The sequence below is a fragment of the Chondromyces crocatus genome (assembly GCF_001189295.1).
Lineage (GTDB): Bacteria > Myxococcota_A > Polyangia > Polyangiales > Polyangiaceae > Chondromyces > Chondromyces crocatus.
The window spans coordinates 1,853,471-1,880,171 of sequence record NZ_CP012159.1; the positions used below are offsets into that span (position 1 = coordinate 1,853,471).

Sequence of the window (26,701 nt, forward strand, 5' to 3'; positions counted from 1 at the left end):
GGAGGAGGGGCTGAGCCCCGTCACCGGGGGGTGGCGGTCAGCGGAAGACCAGCTCGACCATCGCCTGGCCGTCCTCGTAGGCCGCGCTGGTCGTGGGCTGCGCGCCCGAGAGGGTCACGCGATCGCTGGAGCCGACGCGGGGGATGAGGCAGGAGGTGGCGGGGGCGACGGGCTCACAGTCGCAGTTCTCGTTCGCGTTGCAGTCCAGCACCTGGGTGTAGATCTGCCCCGTCACGGTGAGCGGACCCAGGTCGGCCGACGGACGCACGCGCTGCGTGCAGCTCGTCTGGCTCTCCCCTTCGCAGGACAGCGCCCGCGTTTGCCGGATCAGGCCGTTCCAGCGGATGTCGATGGAGCCGTTCGCCTCGATCTTGTAGACCGGCGGCTCGGCGCAGTCGGCGAGGCACTCGGCGTGCAGGGTCTCGCACGTGGTCTCGCAGGGGTCGAAGTACCACGGCACGTCGTCGCCGCTCGCGGTCTTCAGGCTGAACCCATCGAAGAAGCCGCACGCGGCCCGCGTCCTCGGACCCAGGTAGATGGGGTCCGCGCTCTCGTTCCTGAACCGCAGGGTGACCTCACCCTCGGCCTCGTTCTTGAAATCTGCCGGGCACTGCTCGTCCAGGGGGCCCTCGCAGCCGGCCCCTTCGTCGCCGTCACCGCCTCCGCCGCAGGTCTCCTGCAGGCTGCACCCGGTGAACGACGCTCCCGCCGCCGCGAGCGCCAGCCAGAGACACGCAAAGCCCTTCTTCCAAGCCCTCATGGCCGGGCATTTAGCAGGAGTGATGCCAGCGGCGAAGTGCGCGTTCTCCCGGGAAAACCCGGCGCCGCAGGGCGGTCGCGGGCCGGGCAGGGCACCCTCGTCCGGGTTGAGCTACTTTGTGTCACGCGCGCGGACGCGGGAGGGGCTCACGTCGGGGGCGCGCCGCCGTCCGACGGCGCGAACGCGGAGGAGCGAGGCCGCCGTGTCCTGAGCCAGGCCCGCGCCTCGGCCTCGGTGGTGAACACGCTGAGGGGGTACTTGCGCTTCTGCAGCATCGCCACCGTGTTCACCACCATCGTGGCGAGCAGCCGCTGGGGGAAGCCGAGGCCGAAGGCGGCCGCGCCCAGAAAGGTGGGGGGCAGGGGGGTCTCGGCGACCTTGCGGCGCACCACGGGACCGATGTGACCGATGTGGGTCGCGTCGAAGAGCCAGAAGTGCGGCGACTTGCCCACCATCTGGTCGGCCCACACGACGATCTGCTCGTTGTCCTCGAGCGTGATGTCGCCCTTCAGCCGGAGCACCACGAGGTCCGGCGCTTCGAGCACGACGTGGTGGTGGCCAATGGCCTGGCTGGTCTCACTGTTCATGACACGGCTCTCTCGGATCACGGCCCAGCTCAGGGGGTCTCAGGGCAATTCCCCCAGTGTAGCCACTTCGTCCCGGCCCGCATGCAGCGTTCCTGCCTGTTCGTTTCGGCCCGCATGCGGCGTTCCCGCCCGCTCTCGGGGTAGGGAGGCACACGGGGGTCTCGCCGAGCTGGTGCGGAGTCCGCTACGTTTCGTGGATGCTCCACGGCGGCAACGAGGCCGACCCTCCGATCGGTGCGCAAGGAGGAGGCGCGCAGGCGGTCGTGCAAGGAGGCGCACAGGACGCGCAGCGCGATGCCTTCGAGCGGGATCTGACGCGAGAGATCCTGATCAGCGAGCGGCTGCGGGTGACGATCCTCGCGGCCATCCCCGGCATCGCGCTGATCCTCTTTCTCGCCGCGACCACGCAGTACCCGGAGCAGGTGGAGTGGGCGCTGCAAGGCGAGATGGATCGTCTCCGGGTGGGGCTCTTGCTCGGTGGGTTCGCGACCTACGAGCTGTTCGCGCTGCACTCGGTGGAGCGGCTGCTCCGGAGCGGGCGAGAGCCGCCGCGGCTTCGTCGTTACCTGAACGCGCTGGTCGAGGTGAGCCTGCCGACGCTGGCCATCGTCTACTACATGACGGTGGTGAGCCCGGTGGAGGCGCTGCTCCTGCCGCCGGTGTTCATGTACTTCGTGTTCATCCTGCTCTCGACGCTGGGGCTGGACTTCAAGCTGTGCCTGTTCACGGGCTTCGTCGCGGCGGTGGAGTACGCGCTGCTGGCGCTGGGGGCACTGGATGGGTCGGTGTCGTCCCCGGACGCGCCGCTGTCGTCGATGGGGCACCACCTGGGCAAGGCGGCGATCCTGGCGGTGAGCGGTGTGGCCGCAGGGTTCGTGGCGCGGCGGCTGCGGAGCGGGTTCGTGAACACGCTGGCGTCGCTCGAGGAGCGCAACCGGGTGGTGAACCTGTTCGGTCAGCACGTGTCGGCGGCAGTGGTCGACGATCTGCTGGCGCGCAAGGCCGGGGCGCAGAGCGAGGTGCGGAAGGTGTGCGTGATGTTCCTCGACATCCGCAACTTCACGGCGTTCGCGGAGCAGCGGAGCCCGGAGGAGGTGGTGGCGTACCTGAACTCGGTCTTCGAGTTCATGATCGAGAGCGTGAACGAGCACCGGGGGATCGTGAACAAGTTCCTGGGGGACGGGTTCATGGCGGTGTTCGGGGCGCCGCTGTCGGACCCGGACTACTGCCGGAATGCGGTGGCGGCGGGGCTGGAGATCGTGGCGAAGATCGAGGCGCGGGTGGCCTCGGGAGAGATCCCGCCGACGCGGGTGGGGATCGCGCTCCACGCGGGCGAGGCCGTCGTGGGGAACGTGGGCTCGACGATGCGCAAGGAGTACACGGTCATCGGCGACGTGGTGAACGTGGCCTCGCGGGTGGAGGCGCTGAACAAGGAGCTGGGGTCGCAGCTGCTCGTGACCGAGCGGGTGTGGGAAGCGAGCGGGAAGCCGACCGCCGACGTGACCCCGCCGATGTCGGTGCGCGGGCGGAAGGAGCCGCTGCGGTTGTTCCAGCTCGCGTGAAGGCGGGGGGCCGCGCCGAGGCTGGGCGCAGGGAGAGCGCTGACGCTGGGCGCAGGGAGAGCGCCGACGCTGCACGAAGGGCGTGAGGGTCAGCTCACCGGGGAGCGGGTGGAGCGGATGCTCCTGGGCTCGCGGGTGGCGAGGGCCTCGGCGACGGCAGTGGCGAGGGCCGGGCGACCGAAGGGGATGCCCGCGAGGGTGATGGCCTCGGCGAGGGCCGAGGTGAGTTCGGCGCGGGCGCGCGGCTGGTCGGAGATGACGGAGACGGCGTAGCGGGCGCTGTCGCTGTCGAACGTGAGGAGGTCGGCCTCGGGGGTCTCGCCGACGGTGGCGGCGGCTTCCAGGAGGAGGTCGATGACGTCGAACTGGCCGACGGTGCTGGGGGCGAGGGAGACGGTGACGGTGACGGGGCGCCGGGGGCCGAGGACGCGCACGGGGTGGACGAGGCAGAGGAGGTGGGGGACGCGGATCTCGTGGCCTCGCTCGTCTTCGAGGCGGGTCTCGAGGAGGGTGATGGCGCGGACGCGGCCGGCGCGGCTGCCGATCTCGGTGAAGTCGCCGGCGCGGAGCCTGCGGCCGTAGACGACGGTGGCGCCGACGGCGATGGAGGCGAGCAAGGGGGTGATGGAGAGGCCGAGGGCGACGACGGCGACGATGCCGACGCGGGCCATGGTGCCCTGGTCGTCGCCGGTGACGAGGGGGGCGGCGACGATGAAGAAGGAGAGAAGGAGGCCGGCGCGGACGAGGATGCTGGTGGGGGCGGCGAGGTCGGCGGGGAGCCACTCGACCTCGGTCTCGCCGCGGGCGACGCTGTCGAAGAAGAGGCCGACGAAGCGCACCAGCACGACGAGGGCGATGCCGACGATGACGGCGACGACGAGGAGGGGGAGGGCGCCGACGAGCCGGACGAGGAGGGCGTAGAGGGGGCCGAAGACGAAGCCGGTGAGCTGCTCGGCGTAGCCGCGGGTGGGCTCGAAGAGGGAGAGGGTGATGAGGACCCAGCCGTAGGCGACGCCGATCTGGGCGAGGGCCTTGGTGGCGCCAGCGCCGATGTGGATGGCGGCGCGGAGCGAGGCAGGGCGGATGACCTCGATGGAGCGGAGGCGGATGGCCGGGATGCGCTCGGGGTGCTTGGCGATCCAGGTGCGCATGGCGTCGGCGACGAGGCCGGCGCGGCGGATCAAGAACAGGGCGAGGAGCCCCGAGAGGATCATGAGCGCGAACGAGAGGAGGGTGACCAGGGTCGCGCTGCGCGAGCGCTCCTTGCGGAGGGCGTCGCGGATCTGAGGAGCGATGCGGGCGGCGTGCGCCTGGACGGTGGGGTCGCCCGCGGCGAGGGCGTCCTCGGGGCCGAGCTCGATGATGGGGCGGGTGCCCACGAGGACGAGGGCGTTCACGCCTTGCTGTTCGACGCGGATCTCGGCGGTGTCGCCGTCCTCCGCAGCCCGGCGCAAGGCGGCGCTGGCCGAAGCGGCGCGCTGCTCGGGCGAGAGGCCGGCCCGGGGGGCGCGGACGAGGAACGCCGGGGTGCGGATGACGAGCACGGTGGCCGGCGGCGGGGGGTCGTCGGTCGCGCCGGGATCGGCCTGGAGAGCGGCAGGCGCGAGCGCGGTGGGGAGCGCGATGGCGTCGGGGGTCGAGGCGGCGGGCAGGACGGGGGCGGGCTGGGCGCTGGGGGTCGCCGGCTCAGCGGCGGCGGCGGGGGTCGAGGAGAGCGTGAGGAGGACGAAGAGCGCGAAGAGAGCGAGGCCGCGAGCTGCTGCCCTTCGGGGGGCAGCCGCATGCAAGGCGCCGATCTTCGGGGTGGGCTCGCGTTGCCTCAAGAGCGCTAGCTTCGACCGCGGCTGTCGCGCAGGTCAAGCCGCGCGCTCGCCCGAGGGGCGTCATGGGACGCCCATCCGTGCGTTTCCAGAGGTGTGCGCGACGGAGATGGAGGGATGCGGTGGTGGAGAAGGAAAGTCGAAGGTGATGGACTGTCGGAGAGCTGGACCGGAGGCGCCGGGCCAGCAGCGGCGTGGGTCGGGCAGCCGCTCGGGTGGGTGCGGTGCGCGGCAGGTGCGGTGCGCGGCAGGTGCGGTGCGCGGCAGGTGTGGTGCGCGGTCGGGGAGAGGGGGGGTGACGGCCTCGACCCTGCGTGGCCTCGCGCGCGAGGCGAGGTTTGGTGATATGGACATCATCCCATGCGAAGCTTGCTCAACCACCGAGGACGTGCCTGGATCGTGATCTCGCTCGCGGGCCTGGGAGGGCTCGTGGCCGCTGTCGGCGCCTGTTCACCCCCCACGCCGACCCCGACGGCAGAGAGCGCGCCTGTCCTCCCTGCGGCGCCGGCGCCTGCTGCACCCCCCGAAGGGGCTCCCGGGGCAGCTCCCCAGGGCGAGCCCGGGTCTTCGCCCGAGGCGCGGCCGTGCATGGACATCCGGGCGGCGCTGGTGCGGTGTCCCGATGGGGAGGAGATCACGCACGAGGGCTGCGCCGGCGAGGAGTACAACAAGCGCTGCGCCCCGAAGCGCGGGCCCTGAGGCGTCGCCGTCGAGGCCGTGCCGACCGGAGGGATCTCGCTGGGGCTGCTGGTCCTGCGCACCCGCGATGTCCCTCGTCTGGTGGCGTTCTACCGCGCGATGGGGCTCCCGTTCGTCGAGGAGCAGCATGGCGCGGGTCCGACGCATTTCTCCTGTGAGCTGGGCGGGCTGGTCGTCGAGATCTATCCCGCCCGTCCCGGCACGACGGGAGCCTCCGAAGGTGCCGCGGATCTGCGGCTCGGTTTCCGTGTCCCTTCCATCGAGCGCGCGCTGGCGGCCCTGACCCAGACCTCTCCTTGTGTGCGCTCGGGGCCTCGGGCGGATGCCTGGGGTCGGTGCGCGGTGGTGGTGGATCCGGACGGGCGCGCCGTCGAGCTGCGGGAGGTCGACGAGGTGGGCGAGACGGGCGAGGCGCGGCGCTAGCCTTCTTCGTTCGGGTCCTTGTGCTGGGCCTGCAAGTCCTCCCGCAGCAGGCCGTAGACGGGCGTGTCGGTGAAGCGCCCGTCGAAGAACCAGTTCTGGCGCATCACGCCCTCCTTCACGAAGCCGACCTTCTCGAGCACGCGGGCCGAGGCGGTGTTCTCCGGGTCGATCCGGGCCTCGATCCGGTGGATGTCCGTATGGGCGAAGGTGTAGCCACAGATGGCGCGCAGGGCCTCGGGCATGTAGCCCTTGCCCCAGCGCTCGGGCGTGAGTTCGTAGCCCGTCTCGGCCCAGCGGTGCTGCTTGTTCCAGTTCCAGAGGCCGCTGGTGCCGATGAGCTCTCCGGTGTCGCGCAGGGTCAATCCCCAGCGGATCGAGACGCCTTCGCGGATCCCGGCGTGAATGCGCTCCAGGTGCTCCTGGCACTGCTCCCGGGTGTACGGCGCGCGGCCGGAGTAGCGCATGACCCGCAGGTCGGCCTGGATGCGGAAGAACACGTCGAAGTCCTCGGACGTCAGCGCCCGCAGGCGCAGGCGCGGCGTCTCCAGGACCGGGAACGGATCGAAGAGCGGCATGCGCGAGAGGGGACGCGAGTCCCTCCGCACGGTCAAGCTCCCGCTGGGACTGGAATCCGTCGCGCTCTGTTCGCGGCGCTTCGAGGTGGGGAGCCTCTCTGCGCCGCGCTCTGTCCGCAGTGCTTCGAGAGGGGGGACCTTTCCACTGTGCTGGCGAGCACCTACGTTTCCCTGAGCCGGCGAGCACCAGGAGCCGGCGAGCACCAGCGTCCCTCTGAGCTGGCGAGCACCAGCGTCTCCCCTGAGCTGGCGAGCACCAGCGTCCTACCGGTCTGCGACGCGCGGCGCTGGTGAGTCGCAGACGCTTCACTGCACTGGCGAGCAGCCTGCGTGTCGCGGTGCGGAGCGGCGCCGCAGGGGGTGGCGTCTTACGAGCATGCGGGGTGTTGTGCCTCGGTGCTGTGCTGTGAAGCACGGAATCGACGCGGTGCTGGGGCTCGGGGGGATGGCTCGGAAACGATCGAGAGCCTGAGAAAGCCGATGTGAATGAAGCGACGCACCCGTCCGTGAGGAGCATGGAGGTTGAGAAGCGCGTGGCGTGGGCGCGCGAGCAAGCCGGGGTGTTCGAGAAGGAGGTCGGAGACATGTCGATCCCATGGAAGGGATGCAGTTAAGCTTGGGTGGTCGGACCACGGACAGCGCTCAGGGGGGACGGCGCGTGCTTCGGATGCGGCAACGTAACCATGGAGACGGATGATGAATGACGATGTCTTGACTCGCTTGCTGCGTCCGAGCGCAGTGGTGATGTCCCTCGCGCTGGGTACCGTTGGACTCGGGTGCGCGACGGACAACTCGGGGACGACCGCGACGACGACGACGACGACGACGTCCGGGACCGGCGGCGGCGGTGGCAGCGGTGGCGCTGGCGGTGAAGGCGGTGTCGGCGGCGAGGTGTACACGGGGCCTTGTGACCGTGACTGCTCGAAGATCGACACGCCGCTGTGCAAGAAGGCGGTCTGCAACGAGGGGCAGCTCAACGGGCCGGTCGGCTTCTGCATCGTCGTCGACGACGACGGTGCGTCGTGTGACGACGGGCTGTTCTGCACGGTGAACGACTCGTGCATGGCGGGCGCTTGCATCGGCGGTCCGCAGAACGACTGCGGCATCACCCCGGTGTCGTGCCAGTCGATCGTGTGCGACGAGGCATCGAAGAGCTGCGTCGACGGTCCCCACGCGGACACCAACGGCAACCCGTGCACGCCCGCGGACCTGTGTCAGACGCTGGGTGCTTGCCAGAACGGGACCTGCGTCGGCTCGCCGAGGGACTGCACGTTCTCGCCTCACACCGAGTGCAACGTCGTGGCGTGCAACCCGGCGACGGGCGCGTGCGAGCCGACGGCGGACACGTCGAAGAACGGCGCGGCGTGCTCGCTCACGGGTGACCTGTGCCGGGTGGGCAAGACGTGCAACAACGGGCAGTGCGGCGCCGGTAACCCGAAGGACTGCTCGGCGTTCACGGCGGGCTGCGTGAACGGGGTGTGCAACGCGCAGAACGGCCTCTGTCAGGCCGAAGCCATCGCGCCAGGCGGGACGTGCATCGAGGCCACGGACGCTTGCAACGTGGGCATCTGCAGCGCGGGCGGGCTCTGCGAGCCCGTGCCGGTCGCCAACGGGACGGCCTGCAACGACTTCAACACCTGCACCGACGGCGACGTCTGCATGGCGGGCACCTGCGCCGGCGCGCAGGTCGCGAACTGCACGTTCTACATGGAGGAGGGCTTCGAGTCCTGCCCACCCTCTGGCTGGACGCTGAGCGGGCCCTGGGAGTGCGGGGTGCCCACCACCGTGGGGCCGAGCGGCGCGTTCGAGGGGTCGAACGTCATCGCGACCAGGATCTCCGCGAACCACACCACCAGCCAGACGTACGCCGTGGCGTACGCGCAGACGCCGCCGATCAACCTGAGCACGGCGACGAACCCCATGCTGCGGTTCATGGCCTGGGTGAGCACCCATGGCCGGACCAACGTCGGGTTCAACCTGAAGGTGAGCACCGATGGCGGCACCACCTGGACCGTGGTGAACACGGTGAGCCCCCGCTACCCGCTCGCTGCCGTGGACACGCAGCCGGCGTGGGGTGGCCTCGACATGACGAACGGGACGTACCAGCCGTTCGTCGCCGATCTGTCGGCCTATGTCGGGCAGACCGTGCTGCTGCGGTTCTCGTTCCGCTCGGACACGAGCACCGTGCAGCCGGGCGTGTACGTGGACAACGTGATCGTCGCCGAGGCGGACACGGTCCCCATCGACATCCTGCGGGACCACCTGCCGCGAGGGGTCATCGGGCAGCCCTACCACGCGCTGATGGCCAAGCGGGGCGGCTCCACGGCGTCCGTGTGGAGCATCGTCAGCGGGACGAACCACGCCTGGCTGACGATCGATCCGGCGACGGGGACGCTCAGCGGCGCGCCCACCGCAGCCGAGGCGGGGCCGTTCAGCATCACGCTGCGGGTCTCGGAGCCGACGCGACCGTCGAACTTCACGGAGAAGACGCTGAACAGCGACGTGTTCAGCCCGATCTACGCGCAGAGCTTCGAGGGGGCTTGCCCGGCCGGCTGGACGCTCTCGGGAGACTGGGAGTGCGGCGTCCCCGTGAACGTGGGGCCCATGACGGCGTTCCAGGGGACGCAGTGCATCGCGACCAAGCTCGCCACCGAGTACAGCAACAGCCAGGCGTGGACGACCACCAATGCGACGTCTCCGTCGATCAGCCTCGTCGGGGCGACGAATCCGCAGCTCTCGTTCTTCATGTGGGTCGAGACCGAGGGCAGCACGTACGACGGCGCGAACCTGAAGATCAGCACCAACAATGCGACGTACGCCGTGCAGACGAACGTGACGCCGGCGTACAACCTGACCTCGGTGAATTCAGAGCAGGCGTGGGGAGGGTTCCAGAGTGGCCGAGGCTGGCAGAAGGTGACGGCGAACCTGAGCGCCTTCGTGGGCCAGAGCATCAACGTGCGCATGAGCTTCAGGACGGACGGGTCAATCGTATTCCGAGGGGTCTACGTCGACGACCTGATCATCGTCGACATGCCCTGAGCGATCGCCGGGACGCGCGCCGCCGTCGGGGTCCGGGCCCCGGCCGCGGTGGCGCGTCATGCACTTCTCATCCCCTTCTGAGCCATCCCTGACGAGACTCCCTGAACCGTCGCAGGTCGGACGCGCGCCGTCGGCCTCTGCGCCCTCGCTTGCACGACCGCGACCTCTGGCCTCCTGGAGCTGCTGAAAGCTGGAAGCGTGGTGGAGCCGCCCGCCGGACGGCGAGGAGGGTCACCCCCAGCTTCTTCGGTGGTTTCCCCCTCGTGGTCGGGTCGGGTCGGGTCGGGCGGGGAGCGGCACCTGTTCGGGACGAGGCTCGCCTGGCGCTCGTCGTGAATCGTCCGGCGCGTGTGAGGAGGGGGGGCGATGGGTAGGATAGCGGACGTGATTGTGTCGGTTGATTAGGATCTTTCCGCGATGGACTGATCTCGTGATACGCCTGATAGGTCGAGGTGTGGGAAGCGAGACGACCCTGACGGAGCGTCACTCACCTACTCGTCGTCGGGCGCTCAGACTCTGCGCAGTCTCGATGAGGGATGCGCATTTCGCAGGAAGACGGGGACCATGAAACAGGACGGCCTGATTCATTTCATCCGATCAGGGATGGTGTGGGGGGCGATCGCGGCGGCAGCACTGATGGGCTGTGCGTCGGACACGGCCGCTCCTACCAACACGACGACGACGACGACGGTGACCGGAGAGGGGGGCGGCGGCGCGGGCGGCGGCGGTGGCGCGGGCGGCGGTGGCGACGAGGAGTACACCGGGCCCTGCGATCGCGACTGCTCGAAGATCGAGACGCAGGCGTGCATGAAGGCGGTCTGCAATGAAGGGCAGCTCGCCGGGCCCGTGGGGTTCTGCATCGTCGTCAACGACGACGGCGCGTCGTGCGACGACGGGCTGTTCTGCACGGTGAACGATACGTGCCAGGGCGGCGTCTGCGTCGGGGGTGAGCAGAACGACTGCGGCCAGACTCCTGCGTCGTGCAGGTCGATCGTGTGCAACGAGGGGACGCAGACCTGCAGCGATGGGCCCGCCGCCGATACGAATGGCAACCCCTGCGTTCCCACCGACCTCTGTCAGACCGCCGGCACCTGCCAGAACGGTACGTGCAACGGTCTCCCGAAGGACTGCACCTTCTCGCCGCACATCGAGTGCAACAACGTCGCGTGCAACCCGGCCACGGGGGCGTGCGAGCCGACCGCCAACGCCGCGAAGAACGGGTCGACCTGCTCGCTCACGGGCGACCTGTGCATGACGGGCAAGACCTGCAACAACGGCCTGTGCGAAGGGGGGTCGGCCAAGAGCTGCTCGGCGCTGACGGTCGGCTGCTACAGCGGTGTCTGCAACGCGCAGAGCGGCATCTGCCAGGCGGTGCCGATCGCGGCAGGCGAGACCTGCGCGTCGGCCACGGATGCGTGCAACGTGGGCATCTGCAACGCCGCAGGGTCGTGCATCGCGAACCCGGTCGCGGACGGGACGTCGTGCAACGACTTCAACGTCTGCACCGACGGTGACGTGTGCACGGCAGGCATCTGCGGCGGTGCTGCGGTGGCGAACTGCTCGTTCTACCTGAACCAGAGCTTCGAGGGGACCTGCCCTCCCGCGGGCTGGTCGCTCGCCGGAGACTGGGAGTGCGGAACGCCTTCGGTGGTGGGACCTGCTGCCTATTCCGGCACGAACGTCATCGCCACCAAGATCGCGAGCAACTACAGCAACGACCAGACGTACACGGGTTCCTATGCCCAGACGCCGCCGATCGATCTCACCGGCGCGACCCAGCCCACCCTGCAGTTCATGGCCTGGATGTCGACCGAGGGGGAGACCTATGACGGTGTGAACCTCAAGGTGAGCACGAACAATGGTTCGACCTGGAGCGTGCTGACGACGGTGACGCCTGCCTACACCCTGACGGTGAACAGTCAGCCCGCATGGGGAGGTGAGAACTACACATCCGGTACATACCGGCGCTTCTCGGCCAACCTGTCGGCCTATGTGGGTCAGACGATCATGCTGCGGTTCTCGTTCCGCTCGGACGTGAGCTACACGCTCCCGGGCATCTACGTGGACGACGTCGTGGTCACCGAGCCGTATGCGATTGCCTTGTCCCTCTCGAATGTGGCCCCGGTGCGCGCGACCGTCGACAAGCCGTTCAGCTTCTCGGTGCCGAGGTCGGGAGGCTCTTCGGCGGCGGTGTGGAGCATCGTCAGCGGCACCAACCATGCTTGGATGACGATCAACCCGGCGACGGGGATGCTCGCAGGTACGCCCACCGCGGCGGAGCTCGGTCCGTTCAGCTTCACCGTTCGGGTCCACGAGCCTGCGCTCCCCAGCAACTATGCCGAGAAGACGGTGACGGGTGAGGTGACGGGGGCCGCCATCTATACGACCGGCTTCGAGGGGACCTGCCCAGCCGGCTGGACGATGGGCACGGCCTGGGAGTGCGGTGCGCCCTCCATTGTGGGGCCTGCGTCGGCCTACGAAGGCGGTCACTGCATTGCCACACGGCTCGCCTCGAACTACCCCGACTACCTGACCTGGGCGAGCTCCATCGCCACCTCGCCGGCGATCAGCCTCGCCAACACGCAGAACCCGAGGCTCTCGTTCCGCATGTGGGTCGAGACCGAGTCGGGCTGGGACGGCGCCAACCTGAAGATCAGCACCAATGGTACGACGTACACCGTGCTGACCAACGTGGTGCCGGCCTACAACACGACCGCCGACGGGCAAGCGGCGTGGGGCGGCCTGCAAAGTGGGCAAGGGTGGCGCCAGGTGACGGCCGATCTGAGCGCGTATGCCGGGCAGACGATTAACCTGCGATTCGCCTTCCGAAGTGATTCGGGGACGAATTACGCCGGCGTCTACATCGATGATCTCGTGATTACCGAAACCAACTGACGTTCGTTGCCGAAGAGACCGCGCCAGGTGTTCCTCCGGGCGCGGTCCGGCGGTCTCCCTCCTCCTCCCATCTTCTCTGTCGGCGCAGCGCACGTGAGCTGGCTCGGTGCCGAGCCGAACCGTCGTGCGCCGTCGTGGTCATTGCTGTCGTCGATCTTGCGCAGAAGGGTGCGATTTCACGGGCGTTTCAGCCCTGAGACGAGCTGGGGACCTGGGCCGCACGGTTCCAGCGAATGGGCTGTGGCGAGCCGCCCGGGCGCGCATCGCACGGAGCGATCCCGGAACCCCTCCGCAGATGACGAGATCTCGTGATACTCGTGGAAGGTCGCGGTGTGTGTTGCGAGGCGACCGCGACGGAGTGCGACTCACAAGGTTTTGAGCCCGCGACCTCCGAAAGCACGGTTCGCCCAAGGCGCGAGCCCGCTTCGCAGGAATGACGAACATGAGACAGGACAGCCTGATTCGTATCATCCGCCCATGCGCGGTCGGGGCGTTGCTCTCGATGACGGCGTTGCTCGGATGCGCTTCCGACACGACGCTTCCAGGGGGCAATACGACGACAGTCAGCAACACCGGAGGGAGCGGCGGCGAGGGGGGAACCGGCGGCGGTGACGGGGGAGCTGGCGGCGAGGTCTACACGGGGCCTTGCGATCGCGACTGCTCGAAGATCGAGACGCTGCCTTGCAAGAAGGCGGTCTGCAACGAGGGGCAGCTCGATGGGCCCGTCGGGCTCTGCATCGTCGTCAATGACGACGGCACCACGTGCGACGATGGCCTGTTCTGCACGGTGAACGACACCTGCTCGGGCGGTCAATGCGTCGGCGGTCCGCAGAACGACTGCGGTCTGACGCCGGCGACGTGCAACGCGGTCGTGTGCGACGAGTCGTCGAAGACCTGCGTCGAAGGGACCGACACGGCGGCGAACGGGACGCCGTGCACGCCCGCAGACCTGTGCCAGACGCTCGGCACGTGCCAGAACGGGACGTGCAACGGCCTTCCGAAGGACTGCTCGTTCTCGCCGTTCGCCGAGTGCAACAGCGTGGCGTGCAATCCGGCGAACGGTCAATGCGAGCCGACGGCGGACACCGCGAAGAACGGCAATGCCTGCTCGCTCACCGGCGACCTCTGCATGGTCGGCAGGACCTGCAACAACGGGCAGTGCCTGGGCGGGACGGCGAGGAACTGCTCGGGGCTGACGTTCGAGTGCTCGCTGGGCGTGTGCAACGCGCAGAACGGGCTCTGCGTGGCGCAGAACGTGCCCCAGGGGGGCTCGTGCGCGGAGGCGGCGGACTCCTGCAACGCGGGGGTGTGCGACGCTGCGGGGACCTGCGCGCCGGTGCCGCTGGGCGATGGCACGGCCTGTTCCGACTTCGATCGCTGCACGGCGAACGACACTTGCTCGGCGGGTGGCTGCGATGGCACGCCGATCGCGGGCTGCGCGTTCTACCTGGAGGAGCACTTCGAGTTCGGGTGCCCGCCGAGCGGCTGGACGCTGGCCGGGGACTGGGAGTGCGGGATGCCGCGCGCGGTCGGGCCGACGTCGGCCTACGACGGCAACCGGTGCGTCGCGACCAAGCTCGCGACCAACTACAGCAACAACCAGACGTACACGGCGTCCTACGTGCAGACGCCGCCGATCAACCTCACGACGGCGACGAACCCGGGGCTCCGGTTCGCGGCGTTCATCGCGACGGAAGGCGGTACGGCCGACGGCGTGAACCTGAAGGTGAGCACCAACGGCGGGACGACGTGGACCGTCGTGACCGGCGTGCGGCCCGCCTACAACCTGACGGTGAACAGCCAGACGGCGTGGGGTGGCGCGAACTTCACCGGAGGCGGCTGGCGGCTCTTCGACGCTGACCTCTCGCCCTACGTGGGACAGACCATCTCCCTGCGGTTCTCTTTCCGCTCGGATACCTCCGTGAACGACTACGCAGGCATCTACATCGACGACGTGCTCGTCGGAGAGAAGCCGACCCTGCCGCTGGCGATCACGACGACCGAGCTGCCCAGGGCTCCGAGCAGCCTCGCCTACACGACCACGCTGCGCCGGGTCGGTGGATCGGCGGCGGCGACGTGGAGCATCGTCGGCGGGAGCAACCACGATTGGCTGACGGTGAACCCCACCACGGGTGTGCTCAGCGGAGATCCTTCGACGGCCCAGCTCGGCCCGTTCATGGTCACGCTGCGCGTCGAGGAGCCGGGCGTCCCGGGTAACGCCGACCAGGTGGTGCTGACGAACGAGGTGGTCCCGACGATCTTTGCCGAGGGCTTCGAGGTGTGCCCGAACGGCTGGACGTTCGGCGGTGACTGGCAGTGCGGGGCGCCCACGTCCGGTCCGAACGCGGCGTACTCCGGCTCGAACGTCCTCGCGACGCAGCTCGCGACGAACTACAACTACAACCAGGCCTGGGCGACGACGATCGCGACCTCGCCGGCGATCAACCTCACGAACGTGCAGTCCGCGCATCTGACGTTCAGGGCGTGGGTCCACTCGGAGTCGTCCGTCCTGCTCACGGGCTACGATGGCGCGAACCTGAAGATCAGCACCGACGGGACGACGTACACCACGCTCACGAACGTGTCCCCGGGCTATACGCTGACGCTGAGCAGTCAGCCGGCATGGGGCGGGAACCAGTCCGCGCTGGGTTACCAGCTCTTCTCCGCGGATCTGAGCGCCTACGCGGGGCAGACGATCCGGCTGCGCTTCGCGTTCTACAGCGACGGCCTGGTCAACCTCCCCGGCTTCTACATCGACGACATTCTGATCACCGAGTGATCTCGTGCAGCGCTGCTCGCGCCGCGCTCCGGACTTCCGGGCGCGGCGTGGGCAGGCTTCGTTCTCCGCGAGAGCTCCTCCCGACAGCTACTTCGCCGCAGCTTCCGGCGCCGGTGTGACACAGCGGATGCCGAGGAAGCCGCAGCGGTAGGTCACCTCGAAGCCACCCGGGCGCGCCACCTTCACCTGCGAGGCGATGCCATCGCGCCAGCTCCCGCCGCGCGCGACACGCATCTTGCTCTTGCCGTCGTTGGCGCTCGTGGTCCACTCGAAGACGTTGCCCGAGAGGTCCTGGATCCCCTGCGGGCTGGCGCCTGCGGGGAACGTGCCGACCTCGCAGGTGCCGGTGCGCGGGGTGCCTCCGCCCGACCAGCAGAGCTGATCCTTGGGGTCGGGTGCGCCCCAGGGGTACGCGCGTCCTTCTTCGCCGCCGCGCGCTGCCCACTCCCACTCGTCTTCGCGCGGCAGGCGCTTGCCGTGGGCTTTGCAGTAGGTGTCCGCCTGCGCGTAGTCGACGCAGACCATGGGGTGCTTCTCCTTGCCGGGGACGCCGTAGGTGGCCGCGTCGGCGCACCTGGCAAAGGCGTCGTTGCACTGGCCGGACTTGACGCATGCGGCGTACGCCTCGGCGGTGACCTCGGTGCGATCCATGCAGAAGCTGTCGATGCTGGCCTTCACCTTGAGGGGGCCCATGACGAAGTCGCCGCCGTTCATGCGGACCATGCCGTCGGGACAGCCGTCGCCCACGACCTTGGCAGGCTCTGGCGTGGGCGAGGTTTCGCTGGTCTGCGCCGTGGTGGCGCTGGTCGTGCTGGCGTCCGCGGGGGCGGCGTTCGTGGGCTCAGGGGGCGTGGGTGGGGCGGGTTGCGCGACGTTGGGAGCGGCAGCAGCAGGGCCGTCGGTGGGGGCGGGGGCCGCGCCGCAGGCGAGGAGGAGGGCCGTCAGGGGGAGGGCTGCGAGGACAAGCGAAGAGCGCATGCGTCAATCTCGTGGGGCTCAGGTGGATGGAGAGGGTGTCGAGGGTGGTGCGACCGGGACTGGCGGGGTGACGTTGAACGCCTTGGCCGCGGGGGACTTTTCAGCGCGCGATGAGCGTCGGCTGCGGGTCGCCGTCGAGCCACTGTTCCTGGAGGATGATGGCGGGCAGCAGGGTGAACGGTCCGTCGTAGCCGGCGCCGAACGTGAGGATCTGGAACACGCGGCGATCGCCACGCCGGATGGGGAACATGACTTCGCCGCCGCGGGGTAGGTCGCTGTCCTTGGGCGGGGTGATCCAGAAGGCGACGCCCTCGGTGCGGCCACCGAGGTGAGAGATGGCGGAGACGGTCAGGTGAGGGCAGCGAAAGCGGATCCACTCGCGCACGCGGTAGGCGCGGCAGCCGGCGGCCGCAGGGCCCATGCGGGTGAGGCGGACGGTGGGGGCGCTCGCCCACTCTGCGGGGGTGGGCTGCTTGGAGGGGTCGGTGGGGAAGGGGAGGTCGCCGAGGGGGCGCTCGCTGGGGGCTTCGGGCGGGGTGGACCCAGCGGCAGGGCCAGCGCCCGTGACCGCGGTGGCTGGCTGGACCGCGGGGACGGTGCTGGCGGTGGGCGGAGGATCGGCGTGCGCTGCGCCCTGGTCCTGCAAGGCGAGCAGGGCAGGGGCGAGGAGGAAGGGGAACGCGGTGCGCGATCTCATAGCGTCTCCAGGAAGGCGACGAGGGCGGCGCGGTCGTCGGGCGAGAGGTGGCTGGTCTTGCCCATCCAGTCGGCGTTGCGCTCGATGAGATCGGTGAGGGTGCCGTGGCGGCCGTCGTGCAGGTACGGGGCGCGTCCGGCGACGAAGCGGAGCGAGGGGGTCTTGTACTCCCTGCGCGGGTCGTCGTCGTAGCCCGGGGAGGGGCGCTTGGGCATGGGGTACGCGGTGCGGTCGGTGTACTGGGTCTCGGGGACGTGGCACTGCGAGCAGCGGGCGTCCTTGCTGGTGAAGATCTGCTGTCCGCGCATCGCGCGTTCGTCGAGGGGGGCGTCGCTGCGGGGCGGGGGGACGAGGCCGCGGCGGAGGAAGGCGCTCAGGTGGTGGGAGCGCGCGATGAGGCCGTTGGGGTCGTGGCCTTGCGGGAGGCCACCCCAGCGGTGGAGGCCGAAGCCGGCGCGCATGCGCGTGGGGAGGTCTTCGCTTTCGCCGTGCCAGCCGTACGGTCCAGGCGCGGCGACGTTGCCGGCGAGCAGGGGGGTGCGCCGGGCGTAGCCTTTCTTCTTGGCGAGATCGGGCATGAGTTCGGGGCGGCCGACGAAGTTGGTCTGGATGCCGTCGGAGGTGTCGAACGTCGCTTCGCGCCAGACGTAGCCGTCGTCGCGGCCTTCGGGGTGGCAGCCGGCACAGGCGAGGTTGCCGCTCATGACGGCGTCGGTGGCGCTGTAGAACAGGCGGCGGCCGGTGGCGGTCTCGGGGTCGAGCGGGTCGTCGGCGAGGTGGACGAGGGCGACGGGCTTGTCCTCCGGGGGTGGGGGCGGGACGCCGGCGCTGGCGTCGGGATCGACGGCAGGCAAAGGGGGATCGGCGTCGCCGAGGCGGAGGGCGACGAGGTCGTAGGTGGCGCGGCAGAAGACCCAGGCGGTGGTCTCGTCGGCGGAGAGGGCGAGGCCCGTGGGGGCGCCGCACGCGCCTGCGACGCGGAGGTGCGGGTCGATCTGGCTGCCGACCTTGTAGGTGCGCACGATGGCGAGCGAGGGGTCGACGGCGAGGGCGTCGAGCTCGGCGACGAGATCGTCGCCTTCGGCCGCGACGAGCAGGGTGCGCGTCTGCTTGCGGTAGGCGAGGGCGCGTGGCTGGGTGAAGGGGGTGACGCTGGCGCCCGGGACCGTGATGACGCTGTCCGGGGTGATGACCTGCTCGGCGAAGGTGGAGCGCGCGACGGGGAGGCCGCCCTGGTGCAGCGGTGCGAGCGGGGTGTCGTCGCCAGGGACGAGTACGTCGACGGTGGCGGCGCCGAACCAGGAGGCGTGGCCCATGGCGCCGAGGGCATGGCGCGCGGCGAAGAGGCGGCGGCCGTCGTCGGAGAAGGCGAGGGCGTACCCGAGGGAGGCGGCGAGGCGTACGGCGGAGGGGGCGCGCAGGGGAGAGGCGGGGAAGGGGATGCGGCGGGGGGTGGGGGCGCTGGTGAGGCCGTCGAGGCGCGTCAGGTCGGCGCCGATGAGGTGGCTCACGTAGGCGCTGTGGCCATCGGGGGTGATGGCGATGCCGCGGGGTTCGCGCGGCAGGGGGACGGTCCACGTCACGGTGGCGGACGTGAGGTCCACGGCGGAAATCTTGGCGGTCCAGGCGGAGGTGACGAGGGCGGTCTTCTCGTCGGGCGTCACGGCGAGGCCCCAGGCGTCCAGGGGCAGCGCGATGCGTGCGGTTTCGACGAGGCCAGCCGTCGGATCGGGGCGGAGCACGAGCAGCAAGCCCGGGTCGCGCACGGTGACCAGGACCTTTCCGTCCAGGGGCAGGACCTGCGCAGGTCGTCCGGGAAGCGTGACGGCCACGCCGGGGCGGGCGGGATCGAGGGGGAGAGGGACGACGCGCACGACGCCGTGGTCCTCGTCGGCGACGACCAGGGCGTCGTCGTCCACGGAGCGGGCGAGCGCGCCGCCTTCGCGGACGGGTGGGGGGCGGTGCTTCGGGGCCGGTACGCCGGGTGGAGCGATGGCCGCGGTCTCGCTGCTGCTCGGGGCGGCGCCGGCGTCAGGGGTGGAGCTGGGGCTCCCGGACGAGCAAGCGGCGGCGGTGGCCGCGAGGAGGAGGGAGGGGATGAGGGAGCGCATCACGGGTCGGGGGAGCCGGATCTTCGGCGCTCCCCTCGGTGTGGTCAACGCCGCGAAAACCGGGGGCCATTCCAGGTCGGTGCCGTGTTCGGGGCCTGACGGGGCGTCGGGGCGGGCCGGCCCCCGTGAAAACCGTGGCGGCGTACGCGAGAACGGTGACGGCGTACGTGAAAACAGGGCGGTCGATGGGGGTTCGTGGAGTGCGATCGTCGGTTCGCAGGGGGCAAGGAGCGCCTCGATGCGCAGAAAACGCAGCGATAACCGGCTTTAAGCAAGGGACCTGGGCTGCGCCTCGGCTCGACTTTCCCGGGGTGGTGGGCTAAGCCTGCCGCGCGTATCGAACATGCAATTCTCGGATTTGAACCTCATCGATCCTTTGCTCCGTGCCGTCGCGGCCGAGGGATACGAAACTCCCACCCCCATCCAGCAGAAGGGGATCCCGCCGATTCTTGCGGGACATGATCTTCTCGCCTGCGCGCAGACGGGCACCGGCAAGACGGCCGCCTTTGCCCTCCCCATGCTCCAGCGGCTCGCTGCCGCGCCCGTGGAGGGCCGCGCGCGCCCCATCCGCGCGCTCGTTCTGACGCCTACCCGGGAGCTGGCGGCACAGATCGGTGACAGCTTCACGGCCTACGGTCGTCACCTCGGGCTCCGGAACACGGTGATCTTCGGCGGCGTGGGCAAGTCGGCGCAGATCGGGGCGCTGCGTCGTGGTGTGGAGGTGCTCGTGGCGACGCCCGGGCGGCTCCTCGATCTGGCCGCGGATGGCGTGATGCAGCTCGGGCGTCTCGAGATCCTGGTGCTCGACGAGGCGGACCGGATGCTCGACATGGGGTTCATCCACGATGTCCGGCGGGTCATCGCGCTGCTCCCGCAGCAGCGCCAGACGCTGTTCTTCTCGGCGACGATGCCGCCCGACGTCCAGGAGCTCGCCGAGCGGATCCTGGTGAAGCCGGAGCGGATCGCCGTCGCGCCGGTCGCCACGACCGCGGAGAAGATCGCGCAGAGCGTCTACTTCGTGGAGCGCACCGACAAGCGCGCGCTGCTCGAGCACGTGCTGCAGGATCTCGCCATCCGCCGCGCGATCGTCTTCACGCGGACGAAGCACGGCGCGAACCGCGTGGCCGATCAGCTGAACCGCGCCAGCATCGGCGCTGCGGCCATCCACGGGAACAAGTCCCAGAACGCGCGGGAGCGGGCGCTCGCGGATTTCAAGCGGGGCGCGACCCGCGTGCTCGTGGCGACCGACATCGCGGCCCGCGGGATCGACATCGACGACATCTCGCACGTCATCAACTACGATCTCCCGAACATCCCGGAGAGCTACGTCCACCGCATCGGCCGCACGGCGCGCGCGGGGGCGTCGGGAATCGCGCTGTCGTTCTGCGACCAGGAAGAGCGCGCGTTCCTCGCCGACATCGAGCGGCTGATCCGGATGCGCGTCCCCGTGGTGGAAGACCACCCGCACCGCTCGACGCTCCCGCTTCCGGGGCAAGGGCGGGCCTTCTCCCCGGACCGTGGGCAAGGGCCGCGACCGCAGCAGCCCGGGCGGCGACCGCAGCAGGGCCCCCCGTGGGCGCAAGGTGGCGCGCGTCCCCAGCAAGGTGGCCCGAGGCAGCAAGGCGCCGGGGCGCGACCGCAGCAGGGCGGCCAGCGACCCCAGGGTGGGCCGAGGCCTCCGCATCCGCAGAGCGCGCACCGGCCGCAGCAGGGTGGAGGGCCGCGCGTGCAGCCCTCGTCGGCTCCTCCGGGGGCATCCGGCCGCGACGACGCCTCCGCCGTGGGGCAGGCTCAGGGGACGCCGCGTCCGAGCAGCCGCCCGATGTCCTTCAGGCCCCGCGTCTGACGGTCCCTCGCTGAGTCGACCTCTGGCCCGCCGCCTGCGGGCCTTCCTCTCCAGACCTCCACCGCCTTTTCCAGCCGCAGCGCCGTGCGTCGACACGGGCGCATTGCACTTGTCCGCCCCGCCTTCGTCCGCCTCGTCATGGTGACGCTGTGGATCGCCGCATCCAGGCATCCACCCTGGCGATTCTCCGGAGCGGCCGGGAGCGGCGCGTGGCCGTCCGTTGACGGAGTACGCAATCGTCCGTTATCAAGGATGGGTGTCTGTAGAAGCGGCCATCGACACCAGCCCGACCGAGACGCGCTCGAGACCGCACATCCTGCTCCGCGACGACTGGCTGCACGTCCACTTCGGTGCTGGCACCCCTGCCCACGCCGATTTTCACTGGTTCTGGCTGCGCCACCAGTGCGACGGCGAGCGGCATCCGGTCACCGGCGAGCGCACCCTCGACGCCTCCGAGGTGCCCCTCGACATCCGGCCCAGGAGCGTGACGCTGGACGAGGGGGCGGGCCGTCTGCACGTCGTCTGGGACGAGCCGTCGGGTCGGCAGAGTCATTACGATCTGAGCTGGCTGCGCGCCCACGCGTATGCGCCGGACCGCCCCCAGGTGCCACCGCCGCCCTCCGATGTGGCCCGCGTGGCGCTCGATGCGCGTCGGCTGCCCGATGCGGCGGCCGTCGTCGAGGCGTGCCTCGGCCTGCTCCGGCGCGAAGGGCTGGCCGTGGTCCGCGGCTTCGCGAGCGCACCCGGGCGCGCACCCGAGGACGACACCGACGCGCTCGTCGACGCGTTCACCGCCGGTGGCCTGGCGCTGATCTCCACCCATTTCGGTCGGATCGAGGACCTGCGCACCGACAACACCACGAACCAGAACACCGACCAGCTCGGCTACACCGATGCGGGCATCGACCTGCACACCGATCAACCTTTTCTGGACAGGCCGCCGCGCTACCAGCTCCTCCAGTGCGTCCGCCCTGCCACGCTCGGCGGAGAGAGCTACCTGGTCGACGCCCTCGCCGCGGCGCGGCTGCTCCAGGCGATCGATGCGCCCGCCTTCGAGCTGCTCACCACCGTGCCGGTCCGGTTCCACCGCAAGCAGAAGGCATTCGAGCGCGTGGTCGATGCCCCGCTGCTGACGATGGAGGGGCCAGAGGGCTTCCAGTCTCGCTACTCGTACTTCACGCTGGCGCCCTTCGACCGCCCCTTCGCCGAGATGGAGGCCTGGTACCGTGCGTACACCCGCTTCGCGCGCATCGTGCGCGATCGGCGGAACCAGTACCGCTTCGAGCTGCAACCTGGCGAGTTCGTGATCTACGACAACTACCGGATGCTGCACGCGAGGACGGCGTTCTCGGGTCCTCGCTGGCTCCGAGGCGTTTACTTCGACCCGGCATAGAGGCCTCCACAGCGCAGCGGCGCTCGCTCCACGTTCCGAGGGGCCGTCGGCATCGACCTGGACGTGGTGCCTCCGGAACCATCGCACCGGCCGAGCCGGAATGTCCCGAAGGCGTCCGCCTCCGTCATCTTCCATGGTTCGCACGGCCGCGGAGATCGCGGACGAGGAGGCTCGATGAAGCAGGAGGCGTCGAAGACGGATCCCAAGGATCTGGAGAAGAAACCGCCTTTCCCACCCCAGGAGCAGGACCGGCCCGGCGTGGAGACCAAGATGCGCCCGCGGCCGGACCACGGAGAAGACGACTACAAGGGGCTCGGCCGCCTCAAAGACCGTGTGGCGCTGATCACGGGCGGTGACAGCGGCATCGGTCGAGCGGTCGCGCTGGCGTTCGCCCGTGAGGGGGCCGATGTCGTCATCTCGTACCTGAGTGAGCACGGCGACGCCGAGGACGCGAAGCGCTCGGTCGAGCAGGCAGGGCGCAAGGCCGTGCTGATCCCTGGTGACCTCGCGGACGAGGGCCATTGCAAGCGGCTGATCGAGAAGACCGTCGAGGCGTTCGGTCGGATCGACATCCTCGTGAACAATGCTGCCGAGCAGGGCAAATCGGTGGACCGGTTCGAGGAGATCGACGCCGAGCGGGTGGAGCGCACCTTCCGCGTCAACATCATGGCGATGTTCCACCTCGTCCGGCATGCGCTCCCGCACATGAAGGAGGGGAGCACGGTCATCAACGTTTCCTCGATCCAGGCCTACCAGCCGAGCGCCGAGATCCTCGACTACGCGACCACGAAGGGCGCCATCGTCACCTTCAGCAAGGGGCTGGCGCAGTCGCTGATCGAGCGGGGCATCCGGGTCAACACCGTGGCCCCGGGGCCCGTCTGGACGCCGCTGGTGATCCAGTCGTTCGATGCCGAGAAGAATGCCGAGTTCGGCAAGGACTCGCCCATGGGGCGTCCGGCGCAGCCCGGAGAGCTGGCGCCTGCGTTCGTGTTCCTCGCCTCCAACGAGTCGAGCTACATCAACGGCGAGGTGCTCGGTGTGACCGGAGGCAAGCCGCTCGGCTGATGCGGTGAGGAGGGGCGCGCGGCAGATGCCCTCCCGGCGTAGATCGCGTACCGTGGGCCGCCATGCTGCCCCTGAATCCGGCTCGCCGCCGCTGGATCGCCTGGACCGCCTTCGCTCTGAGCGCGGGCGCTTGCTCCTCTTCGGACACGCCCGTGGACAAGCCGCCGCCCGGCCCGCCGCCCGGGCGTGACCCGGCGCATTGCACCTTCGAGGAGCCGCCCGCCCGCGATCCGCGCCCCGCGTCGGGTCCGGCGCGGGTCCGCGCTGGCCTCGGCGTCGCCACCCTGCCGGTGCCCATCGGCGCACCGCTCGGCGGCTACGCCTCGCGCGTCCCCACGCTCGGCGGCAAACCGGCGGACGACCGCGCCGGCCGCTTCGTCACGGGCATGGTCCCCTCCGTGGGCGTCCACGATGCCCTCCTGGCCGAAGCGCTGGCGATCGAGGCAGGCGAGGAGCTGGCGGTGATCCTCCGCGTGGACGCGCCGCTCCTCAACGAGAACACCCTCTTCGAGCTGGAGTCCGTCGCCGCGCCGGACGGCTCCTTGCGCGGACGCATCCTGCTCACCGCCTCGCACAGCCACGGCGCCTGGGCGGGCTGGCAGCCGAGCCTCATCCTCATGCCGGGCGTCGACGCGCCCCACCGCGCCCTCGCCGATCGCGTCATCGGCGCCCTGGCCAAGGCCGTCCAGCAGGCCGTGGCGAGCCTCGAGCCTGCGCGCGTCGGCGTCGCCGTCGACACCGACTTCGACCCGACCAACAGCGTGAACCGCGACCGGCGCGACGAGAACGACGCCATCCTCGACCCGCACGGCGAGGCGGCGCACGGGGGCAAGGACGCCACGGCCTGGGCCCTCCGCGTCGACCGCGAGGACGGCTCCCCGCTCGCCGCGCTCGTCAACGTCCCCCTTCACGGCACCATCGGTGGCGACAGGAACCTCATCGCCTCCACCGACGTCGTCGGTGGCATCACCCGGGCTCTCTCCGCCGAGCTGGGCTACCCCGTGCTCCACCTCCAGGGCGCCGCGGGCGACGTCTCCCCTGCCGGCGAGCAAGGCCGCGCCGCGTGCCCCGACGCCTACCGCTGCCTCGACATGCCCCGCATCGAGGCGCTCGGCGCCCGCGCCGCCACCCTGCTCGCCCCCCTCGTGCAGGGCGTGCAGACCGGCGCCGAGGCTGGCCTCGAGGTCGTCACCCGCACCTTCTACGTGGGCCGCGAGGCCGAGGTCCATCGTCCCGACGGCACCACGCTCGCCTACGCGCCCGTCAGCACCGATCCGGACTTCATCGCAGACCGTGTGATCTTCGACGAGCGCGGCCGTGCTGCCAGCCCGATCGACGAGTTCAACACCGCCGTCGGCGCGGGCCTGTGTGGCGACGGCGAAGCGGGCTCCTTCGCGCCGATCCCTGGCGCGCGGAGCGTGCCCCCCTACTCCTCGTGCCTGGAGCTGACCCAGGGCAAAGACCTCGTCTTCGGCCTCTTCGAAGGCGTCCCCACCGACGTCCCCTTGCCCCTCTGCGACAGCATCCGCGCCACGGGTAGCGCCATCCGCCTTTCCGGCACCCCCTCGGGGGACTGGCTCATCCTCGGCATCCCCGGGGAGCCCACCGCGCCCTTTGCCCACTACCTCCGCAGCCGATCTCCCGCGGGCCCCGAGCGCACCTTGCTCGTGGGGTACGCCGACGATCACCTCGGCTACCTCCTCACGGCCGAGGACTGGCTCTCCGGCGGCTACGAGCCGAGCATCAACATCTGGGGCCCCCTCGAAGGCGAGATCGTCATCGACGGCCTCCTCGAAGCCGCCAGCATCGCGTGGACACCCGAGCGCGAAGATCCCGAGGCCGGCAGCTCTCGCTGGCTCGACTGGACGTACCCCATCACCACCCCCATCGAGCCGGGCGTCACCTCCGACCATGGCCAGCCTTTCACCGGCACCGCCCCCCTGTTCTGGCCGGACACCGCCGAGACCTCCGTGCCGTTCGCGACCACCGTGCCGCGCGCGGTCGGAGCTGCGCGCTTCGCGTGGGCGGGCGGTGACCCTGCGATCGACGCCCCCGAGATCCTGATCGAGCGCGAGATCTCTCCCGGCCTGTTCGAGTCCCTCACGAACGCCCAGGGGCGGCCCGTCAGCGCAGCCGACGGCGCCTTCGTGCTGACCTACACCCCCGACCCGCTCAACGCCGCCGCGCCCACGCGCCACCTCTACGGCGTCGTCTGGCAGCCCGTCCCCTCCGACCCCTTCACGTTCGCCGCGCTGGATCGACCCTTCTCGCTCCCCCTCGGCCGCTACCGCTTCGTCGTCCGCGGGACGGCCCAGGCGAGCAGCGGCGCCGCGCCTTACGAGGTCACCTCGGACCCCTTCGAGGTCGTCGCGGCAGCGCTCGCGGCGTCCTCCTCGGCCTCCCGCGCGGCGACCGGCATCGACGTGGTCGCCCTCGTCGGCGGCGCACCCGGCATCCGCGCCCTGCGCGTGGGCCCGAGCGACGTCGACGTTCCGCTCCCCGGCCCCTGGACCGCCACCGTCGTCTCCAACGGCGCGCCGCCGCAGTCCTTCGCCCTCACCCCCGACGCGGCCGGTGCCGCCACCCTCTCCCTGCCCCCCGCGGAGCTCGCGGCCGCCGTCTCCATCGAGATCCGCGACGCTCACGGCAACGGCGGCGTGCTCACCCTGTGAGCCAGCGTCGCCGCCTCACACCGTGAGCTCACGCAGGCTCACGGCGTCGTCGCCGCGCGCCCGCACACCTCACCGAGCAGCACGAGCGCGTCTCCGAGCGCGCTCTCCGCGTCCCGCTCCCGCTGCTGCTGATAGGCCGCCTCGGCGCGGCGTTCCCCGACCAGCGCCGTCACCATCGCCTGCGCCTTCGGATCCTCGCTCTTGTTCTCGGCGCTTCGCTGCGTCAGCTCGTCGACCGCCGTCACCGCGCGCTCCCGATCACGCCGCGCCTCGGCCAGCTGCTGGTACGCATCCCGCACCGCGAGCCGCCGATCACGGATGCGCTGCTCCCGCTCGTGAATCGCCGACGACCCATGATCGGTCGCCAGCAGCACGCCGAGCGGTACCGCTGCGCCCGCCGCGCCCACCGACAGCGGCACCAGCACCGTCCCCTTCGGGGAAGGATCGAGCCCTGCATAGATCGCCGTCCCCGTGGCGAGGGCACCGGCCGTGAGCGCCAGCGCGACCTCCGCCACCTGCCGCTTCGTCGCGCGGCTCTTCGCGACCTCGTGAAGCCGCACCTCTTCGGCGCGACACGTCGCCTCGGTCGCGCGGAACGAAGCATTCAATGCAGTGCCTCCTTCCGCCGCAGAAGGGAGTTCGAGCGCGCTCTGCTGTGTCGCGCGCGGCAACGACGGCGCACATCCCGCGGCGCCGAGACCAGAACACAGAGCTACCGTGAGAATCGTCAGCGTTCGCATGATGGGCGTGCGCCACTCTACACGAGCTTCGTAGGGGGGCTGTCCGCATTGCAAACTTAT

Annotated in this window: 18 protein-coding genes; 10 read left to right on the forward strand and 8 right to left on the reverse strand. The window is 70.3% G+C overall.

Annotated features, from left to right (window positions below; genetic code table 11):
* Nucleotides 1-37 precede the first annotated feature (37 nt).
* Together CMC5_RS06905 and CMC5_RS06910 are read right to left on the reverse strand one after the other, a co-directional pair.
* Nucleotides 38-760, reverse strand: coding sequence for a hypothetical protein (locus tag CMC5_RS06905; protein ID WP_050429661.1), 723 nt, complete (start codon nucleotides 758-760; stop codon nucleotides 38-40).
* A 146-nt stretch (nucleotides 761-906) separates the two neighbouring features.
* A complete protein-coding gene (locus CMC5_RS06910) occupies nucleotides 907-1,347 on the reverse strand; it encodes a hypothetical protein (protein WP_050429662.1) in 441 nt (146 codons plus the stop codon).
* 197 nt (nucleotides 1,348-1,544) lie between these two features.
* Between CMC5_RS06910 and CMC5_RS06915 the strand changes: the two genes are divergently transcribed.
* Nucleotides 1,545-2,909: an adenylate/guanylate cyclase domain-containing protein gene (locus tag CMC5_RS06915; RefSeq protein WP_050429663.1), complete on the forward strand. Its 1,365-nt coding sequence runs from the start codon at nucleotides 1,545-1,547 to the stop codon at nucleotides 2,907-2,909.
* Nucleotides 2,910-2,998: 89 nt separating this feature from the next.
* On the opposite strand, the gene CMC5_RS06920 is transcribed toward CMC5_RS06915, so the two are convergent.
* A complete protein-coding gene (locus tag CMC5_RS06920) occupies nucleotides 2,999-4,732 on the reverse strand; it encodes a mechanosensitive ion channel domain-containing protein (RefSeq protein ID WP_050429664.1) in 1,734 nt (577 codons plus the stop codon).
* A gap of 357 nt (nucleotides 4,733-5,089) precedes the next feature.
* Here CMC5_RS06920 and CMC5_RS06925 point away from each other — a divergent pair, with 357 nt between their 5' ends.
* Both CMC5_RS06925 and CMC5_RS06930 read left to right on the forward strand, forming a co-directional pair.
* Nucleotides 5,090-5,428, forward strand: a complete 339-nt coding sequence (locus CMC5_RS06925) for a hypothetical protein (protein ID WP_050429665.1) — start codon at nucleotides 5,090-5,092, stop codon at nucleotides 5,426-5,428.
* Nucleotides 5,429-5,446: 18 nt separating this feature from the next.
* Nucleotides 5,447-5,851 carry a VOC family protein gene (locus tag CMC5_RS06930; RefSeq protein ID WP_050429666.1) on the forward strand — a complete coding sequence of 135 codons (405 nt, stop codon included), beginning with the start codon at nucleotides 5,447-5,449 and terminating at the stop codon, nucleotides 5,849-5,851.
* Here CMC5_RS06930 and CMC5_RS06935 read toward each other — a convergent pair.
* The gene (locus CMC5_RS06935; protein WP_050429667.1) at nucleotides 5,848-6,426 is read right to left on the reverse strand and encodes a GNAT family N-acetyltransferase; all 579 of its coding nucleotides are present in this window, start codon (nucleotides 6,424-6,426) and stop codon (nucleotides 5,848-5,850) included. The two genes, CMC5_RS06930 and CMC5_RS06935, sit on opposite strands and share 4 nt — an antisense overlap.
* Nucleotides 6,427-7,119: 693 nt before the next feature.
* On the opposite strand from CMC5_RS06935, the gene CMC5_RS06940 reads away from it, so the two are divergent.
* From CMC5_RS06940 to CMC5_RS06950, 3 genes are all read left to right on the forward strand, one after another.
* Nucleotides 7,120-9,465 carry a putative Ig domain-containing protein gene (locus CMC5_RS06940; RefSeq protein ID WP_050429668.1) on the forward strand — a complete coding sequence of 782 codons (2,346 nt, stop codon included), beginning with the start codon at nucleotides 7,120-7,122 and terminating at the stop codon, nucleotides 9,463-9,465.
* A 564-nt stretch (nucleotides 9,466-10,029) separates the two neighbouring features.
* Entirely contained in the window at nucleotides 10,030-12,360 is a 2,331-nt protein-coding gene (locus CMC5_RS06945; protein ID WP_050429669.1) for a choice-of-anchor J domain-containing protein, read from the forward strand.
* A 442-nt stretch (nucleotides 12,361-12,802) separates the two neighbouring features.
* On the forward strand, nucleotides 12,803-15,139 hold the full coding sequence (locus CMC5_RS06950; protein ID WP_169796471.1) for a choice-of-anchor J domain-containing protein: 2,337 nt from the start codon (nucleotides 12,803-12,805) through the stop codon (nucleotides 15,137-15,139).
* 87 nt (nucleotides 15,140-15,226) lie between these two features.
* Here the strand turns inward: CMC5_RS06950 and CMC5_RS06955 are convergent, their stop codons facing one another.
* From CMC5_RS06955 to CMC5_RS06965, 3 genes are all read right to left on the reverse strand, one after another.
* On the reverse strand, nucleotides 15,227-16,117 hold the full coding sequence (locus tag CMC5_RS06955; RefSeq protein WP_050429671.1) for a formylglycine-generating enzyme family protein: 891 nt from the start codon (nucleotides 16,115-16,117) through the stop codon (nucleotides 15,227-15,229).
* 100 nt (nucleotides 16,118-16,217) lie between these two features.
* The gene (locus tag CMC5_RS06960; protein WP_245678331.1) at nucleotides 16,218-16,814 is read right to left on the reverse strand and encodes a hypothetical protein; all 597 of its coding nucleotides are present in this window, start codon (nucleotides 16,812-16,814) and stop codon (nucleotides 16,218-16,220) included.
* Nucleotides 16,811-18,925 carry a hypothetical protein gene (locus CMC5_RS06965; protein ID WP_050429672.1) on the reverse strand — a complete coding sequence of 705 codons (2,115 nt, stop codon included), beginning with the start codon at nucleotides 18,923-18,925 and terminating at the stop codon, nucleotides 16,811-16,813. Before CMC5_RS06965 ends, CMC5_RS06960 begins: the two co-directional genes overlap by 4 nt.
* 343 nt (nucleotides 18,926-19,268) lie before the next feature.
* On the opposite strand from CMC5_RS06965, the gene CMC5_RS06970 reads away from it, so the two are divergent.
* The 4 genes from CMC5_RS06970 to CMC5_RS06985 all read left to right on the forward strand — a co-directional run bounded on the left by CMC5_RS06970 (nucleotide 19,269) and on the right by CMC5_RS06985 (nucleotide 25,901).
* The gene (locus CMC5_RS06970; protein WP_063796229.1) at nucleotides 19,269-20,771 is read left to right on the forward strand and encodes a DEAD/DEAH box helicase; all 1,503 of its coding nucleotides are present in this window, start codon (nucleotides 19,269-19,271) and stop codon (nucleotides 20,769-20,771) included.
* 256 nt (nucleotides 20,772-21,027) lie between these two features.
* Complete coding sequence (locus tag CMC5_RS06975; protein ID WP_245678332.1) at nucleotides 21,028-22,164, forward strand: TauD/TfdA family dioxygenase; 1,137 nt, start codon at nucleotides 21,028-21,030, stop codon at nucleotides 22,162-22,164.
* Between the two features lie 174 nt (nucleotides 22,165-22,338).
* Nucleotides 22,339-23,229 (forward strand): SDR family oxidoreductase, encoded by an 891-nt coding sequence (locus CMC5_RS06980; RefSeq protein ID WP_050429673.1) that lies wholly within the window; start codon nucleotides 22,339-22,341, stop codon nucleotides 23,227-23,229.
* Nucleotides 23,230-23,291: 62 nt separating this feature from the next.
* Nucleotides 23,292-25,901 (forward strand): hypothetical protein, encoded by a 2,610-nt coding sequence (locus CMC5_RS06985; RefSeq protein WP_050429674.1) that lies wholly within the window; start codon nucleotides 23,292-23,294, stop codon nucleotides 25,899-25,901.
* Nucleotides 25,902-25,939: 38 nt separating this feature from the next.
* Here the strand turns inward: CMC5_RS06985 and CMC5_RS06990 are convergent, their stop codons facing one another.
* A complete protein-coding gene (locus CMC5_RS06990; RefSeq protein ID WP_050429675.1) occupies nucleotides 25,940-26,509 on the reverse strand; it encodes a hypothetical protein in 570 nt (189 codons plus the stop codon).
* Nucleotides 26,510-26,701: the final 192 nt, after the last annotated feature.

Coding starts and splice junctions, on each gene's coding strand:
- CMC5_RS06905 (WP_050429661.1), bottom strand. CDS start 760: ATGAGGGCTTGGAAGAAGGGCTTTGCGTGTCTCTGGCTGGCGCTCGCG.
- CMC5_RS06910 (WP_050429662.1), bottom strand. CDS start 1,347: ATGAACAGTGAGACCAGCCAGGCCATTGGCCACCACCACGTCGTGCTC.
- CMC5_RS06915 (WP_050429663.1), top strand. CDS start 1,545: ATGCTCCACGGCGGCAACGAGGCCGACCCTCCGATCGGTGCGCAAGGA.
- CMC5_RS06925 (WP_050429665.1), top strand. CDS start 5,090: ATGCGAAGCTTGCTCAACCACCGAGGACGTGCCTGGATCGTGATCTCG.
- CMC5_RS06935 (WP_050429667.1), bottom strand. CDS start 6,426: ATGCCGCTCTTCGATCCGTTCCCGGTCCTGGAGACGCCGCGCCTGCGC.
- CMC5_RS06940 (WP_050429668.1), top strand. CDS start 7,120: ATGATGAATGACGATGTCTTGACTCGCTTGCTGCGTCCGAGCGCAGTG.
- CMC5_RS06945 (WP_050429669.1), top strand. CDS start 10,030: ATGAAACAGGACGGCCTGATTCATTTCATCCGATCAGGGATGGTGTGG.
- CMC5_RS06950 (WP_169796471.1), top strand. CDS start 12,803: ATGAGACAGGACAGCCTGATTCGTATCATCCGCCCATGCGCGGTCGGG.
- CMC5_RS06955 (WP_050429671.1), bottom strand. CDS start 16,117: ATGCGCTCTTCGCTTGTCCTCGCAGCCCTCCCCCTGACGGCCCTCCTC.
- CMC5_RS06960 (WP_245678331.1), bottom strand. CDS start 16,814: ATGAGATCGCGCACCGCGTTCCCCTTCCTCCTCGCCCCTGCCCTGCTC.
- CMC5_RS06965 (WP_050429672.1), bottom strand. CDS start 18,925: ATGCGCTCCCTCATCCCCTCCCTCCTCCTCGCGGCCACCGCCGCCGCT.
- CMC5_RS06970 (WP_063796229.1), top strand. CDS start 19,269: ATGCAATTCTCGGATTTGAACCTCATCGATCCTTTGCTCCGTGCCGTC.
- CMC5_RS06980 (WP_050429673.1), top strand. CDS start 22,339: ATGAAGCAGGAGGCGTCGAAGACGGATCCCAAGGATCTGGAGAAGAAA.
- CMC5_RS06985 (WP_050429674.1), top strand. CDS start 23,292: ATGCTGCCCCTGAATCCGGCTCGCCGCCGCTGGATCGCCTGGACCGCC.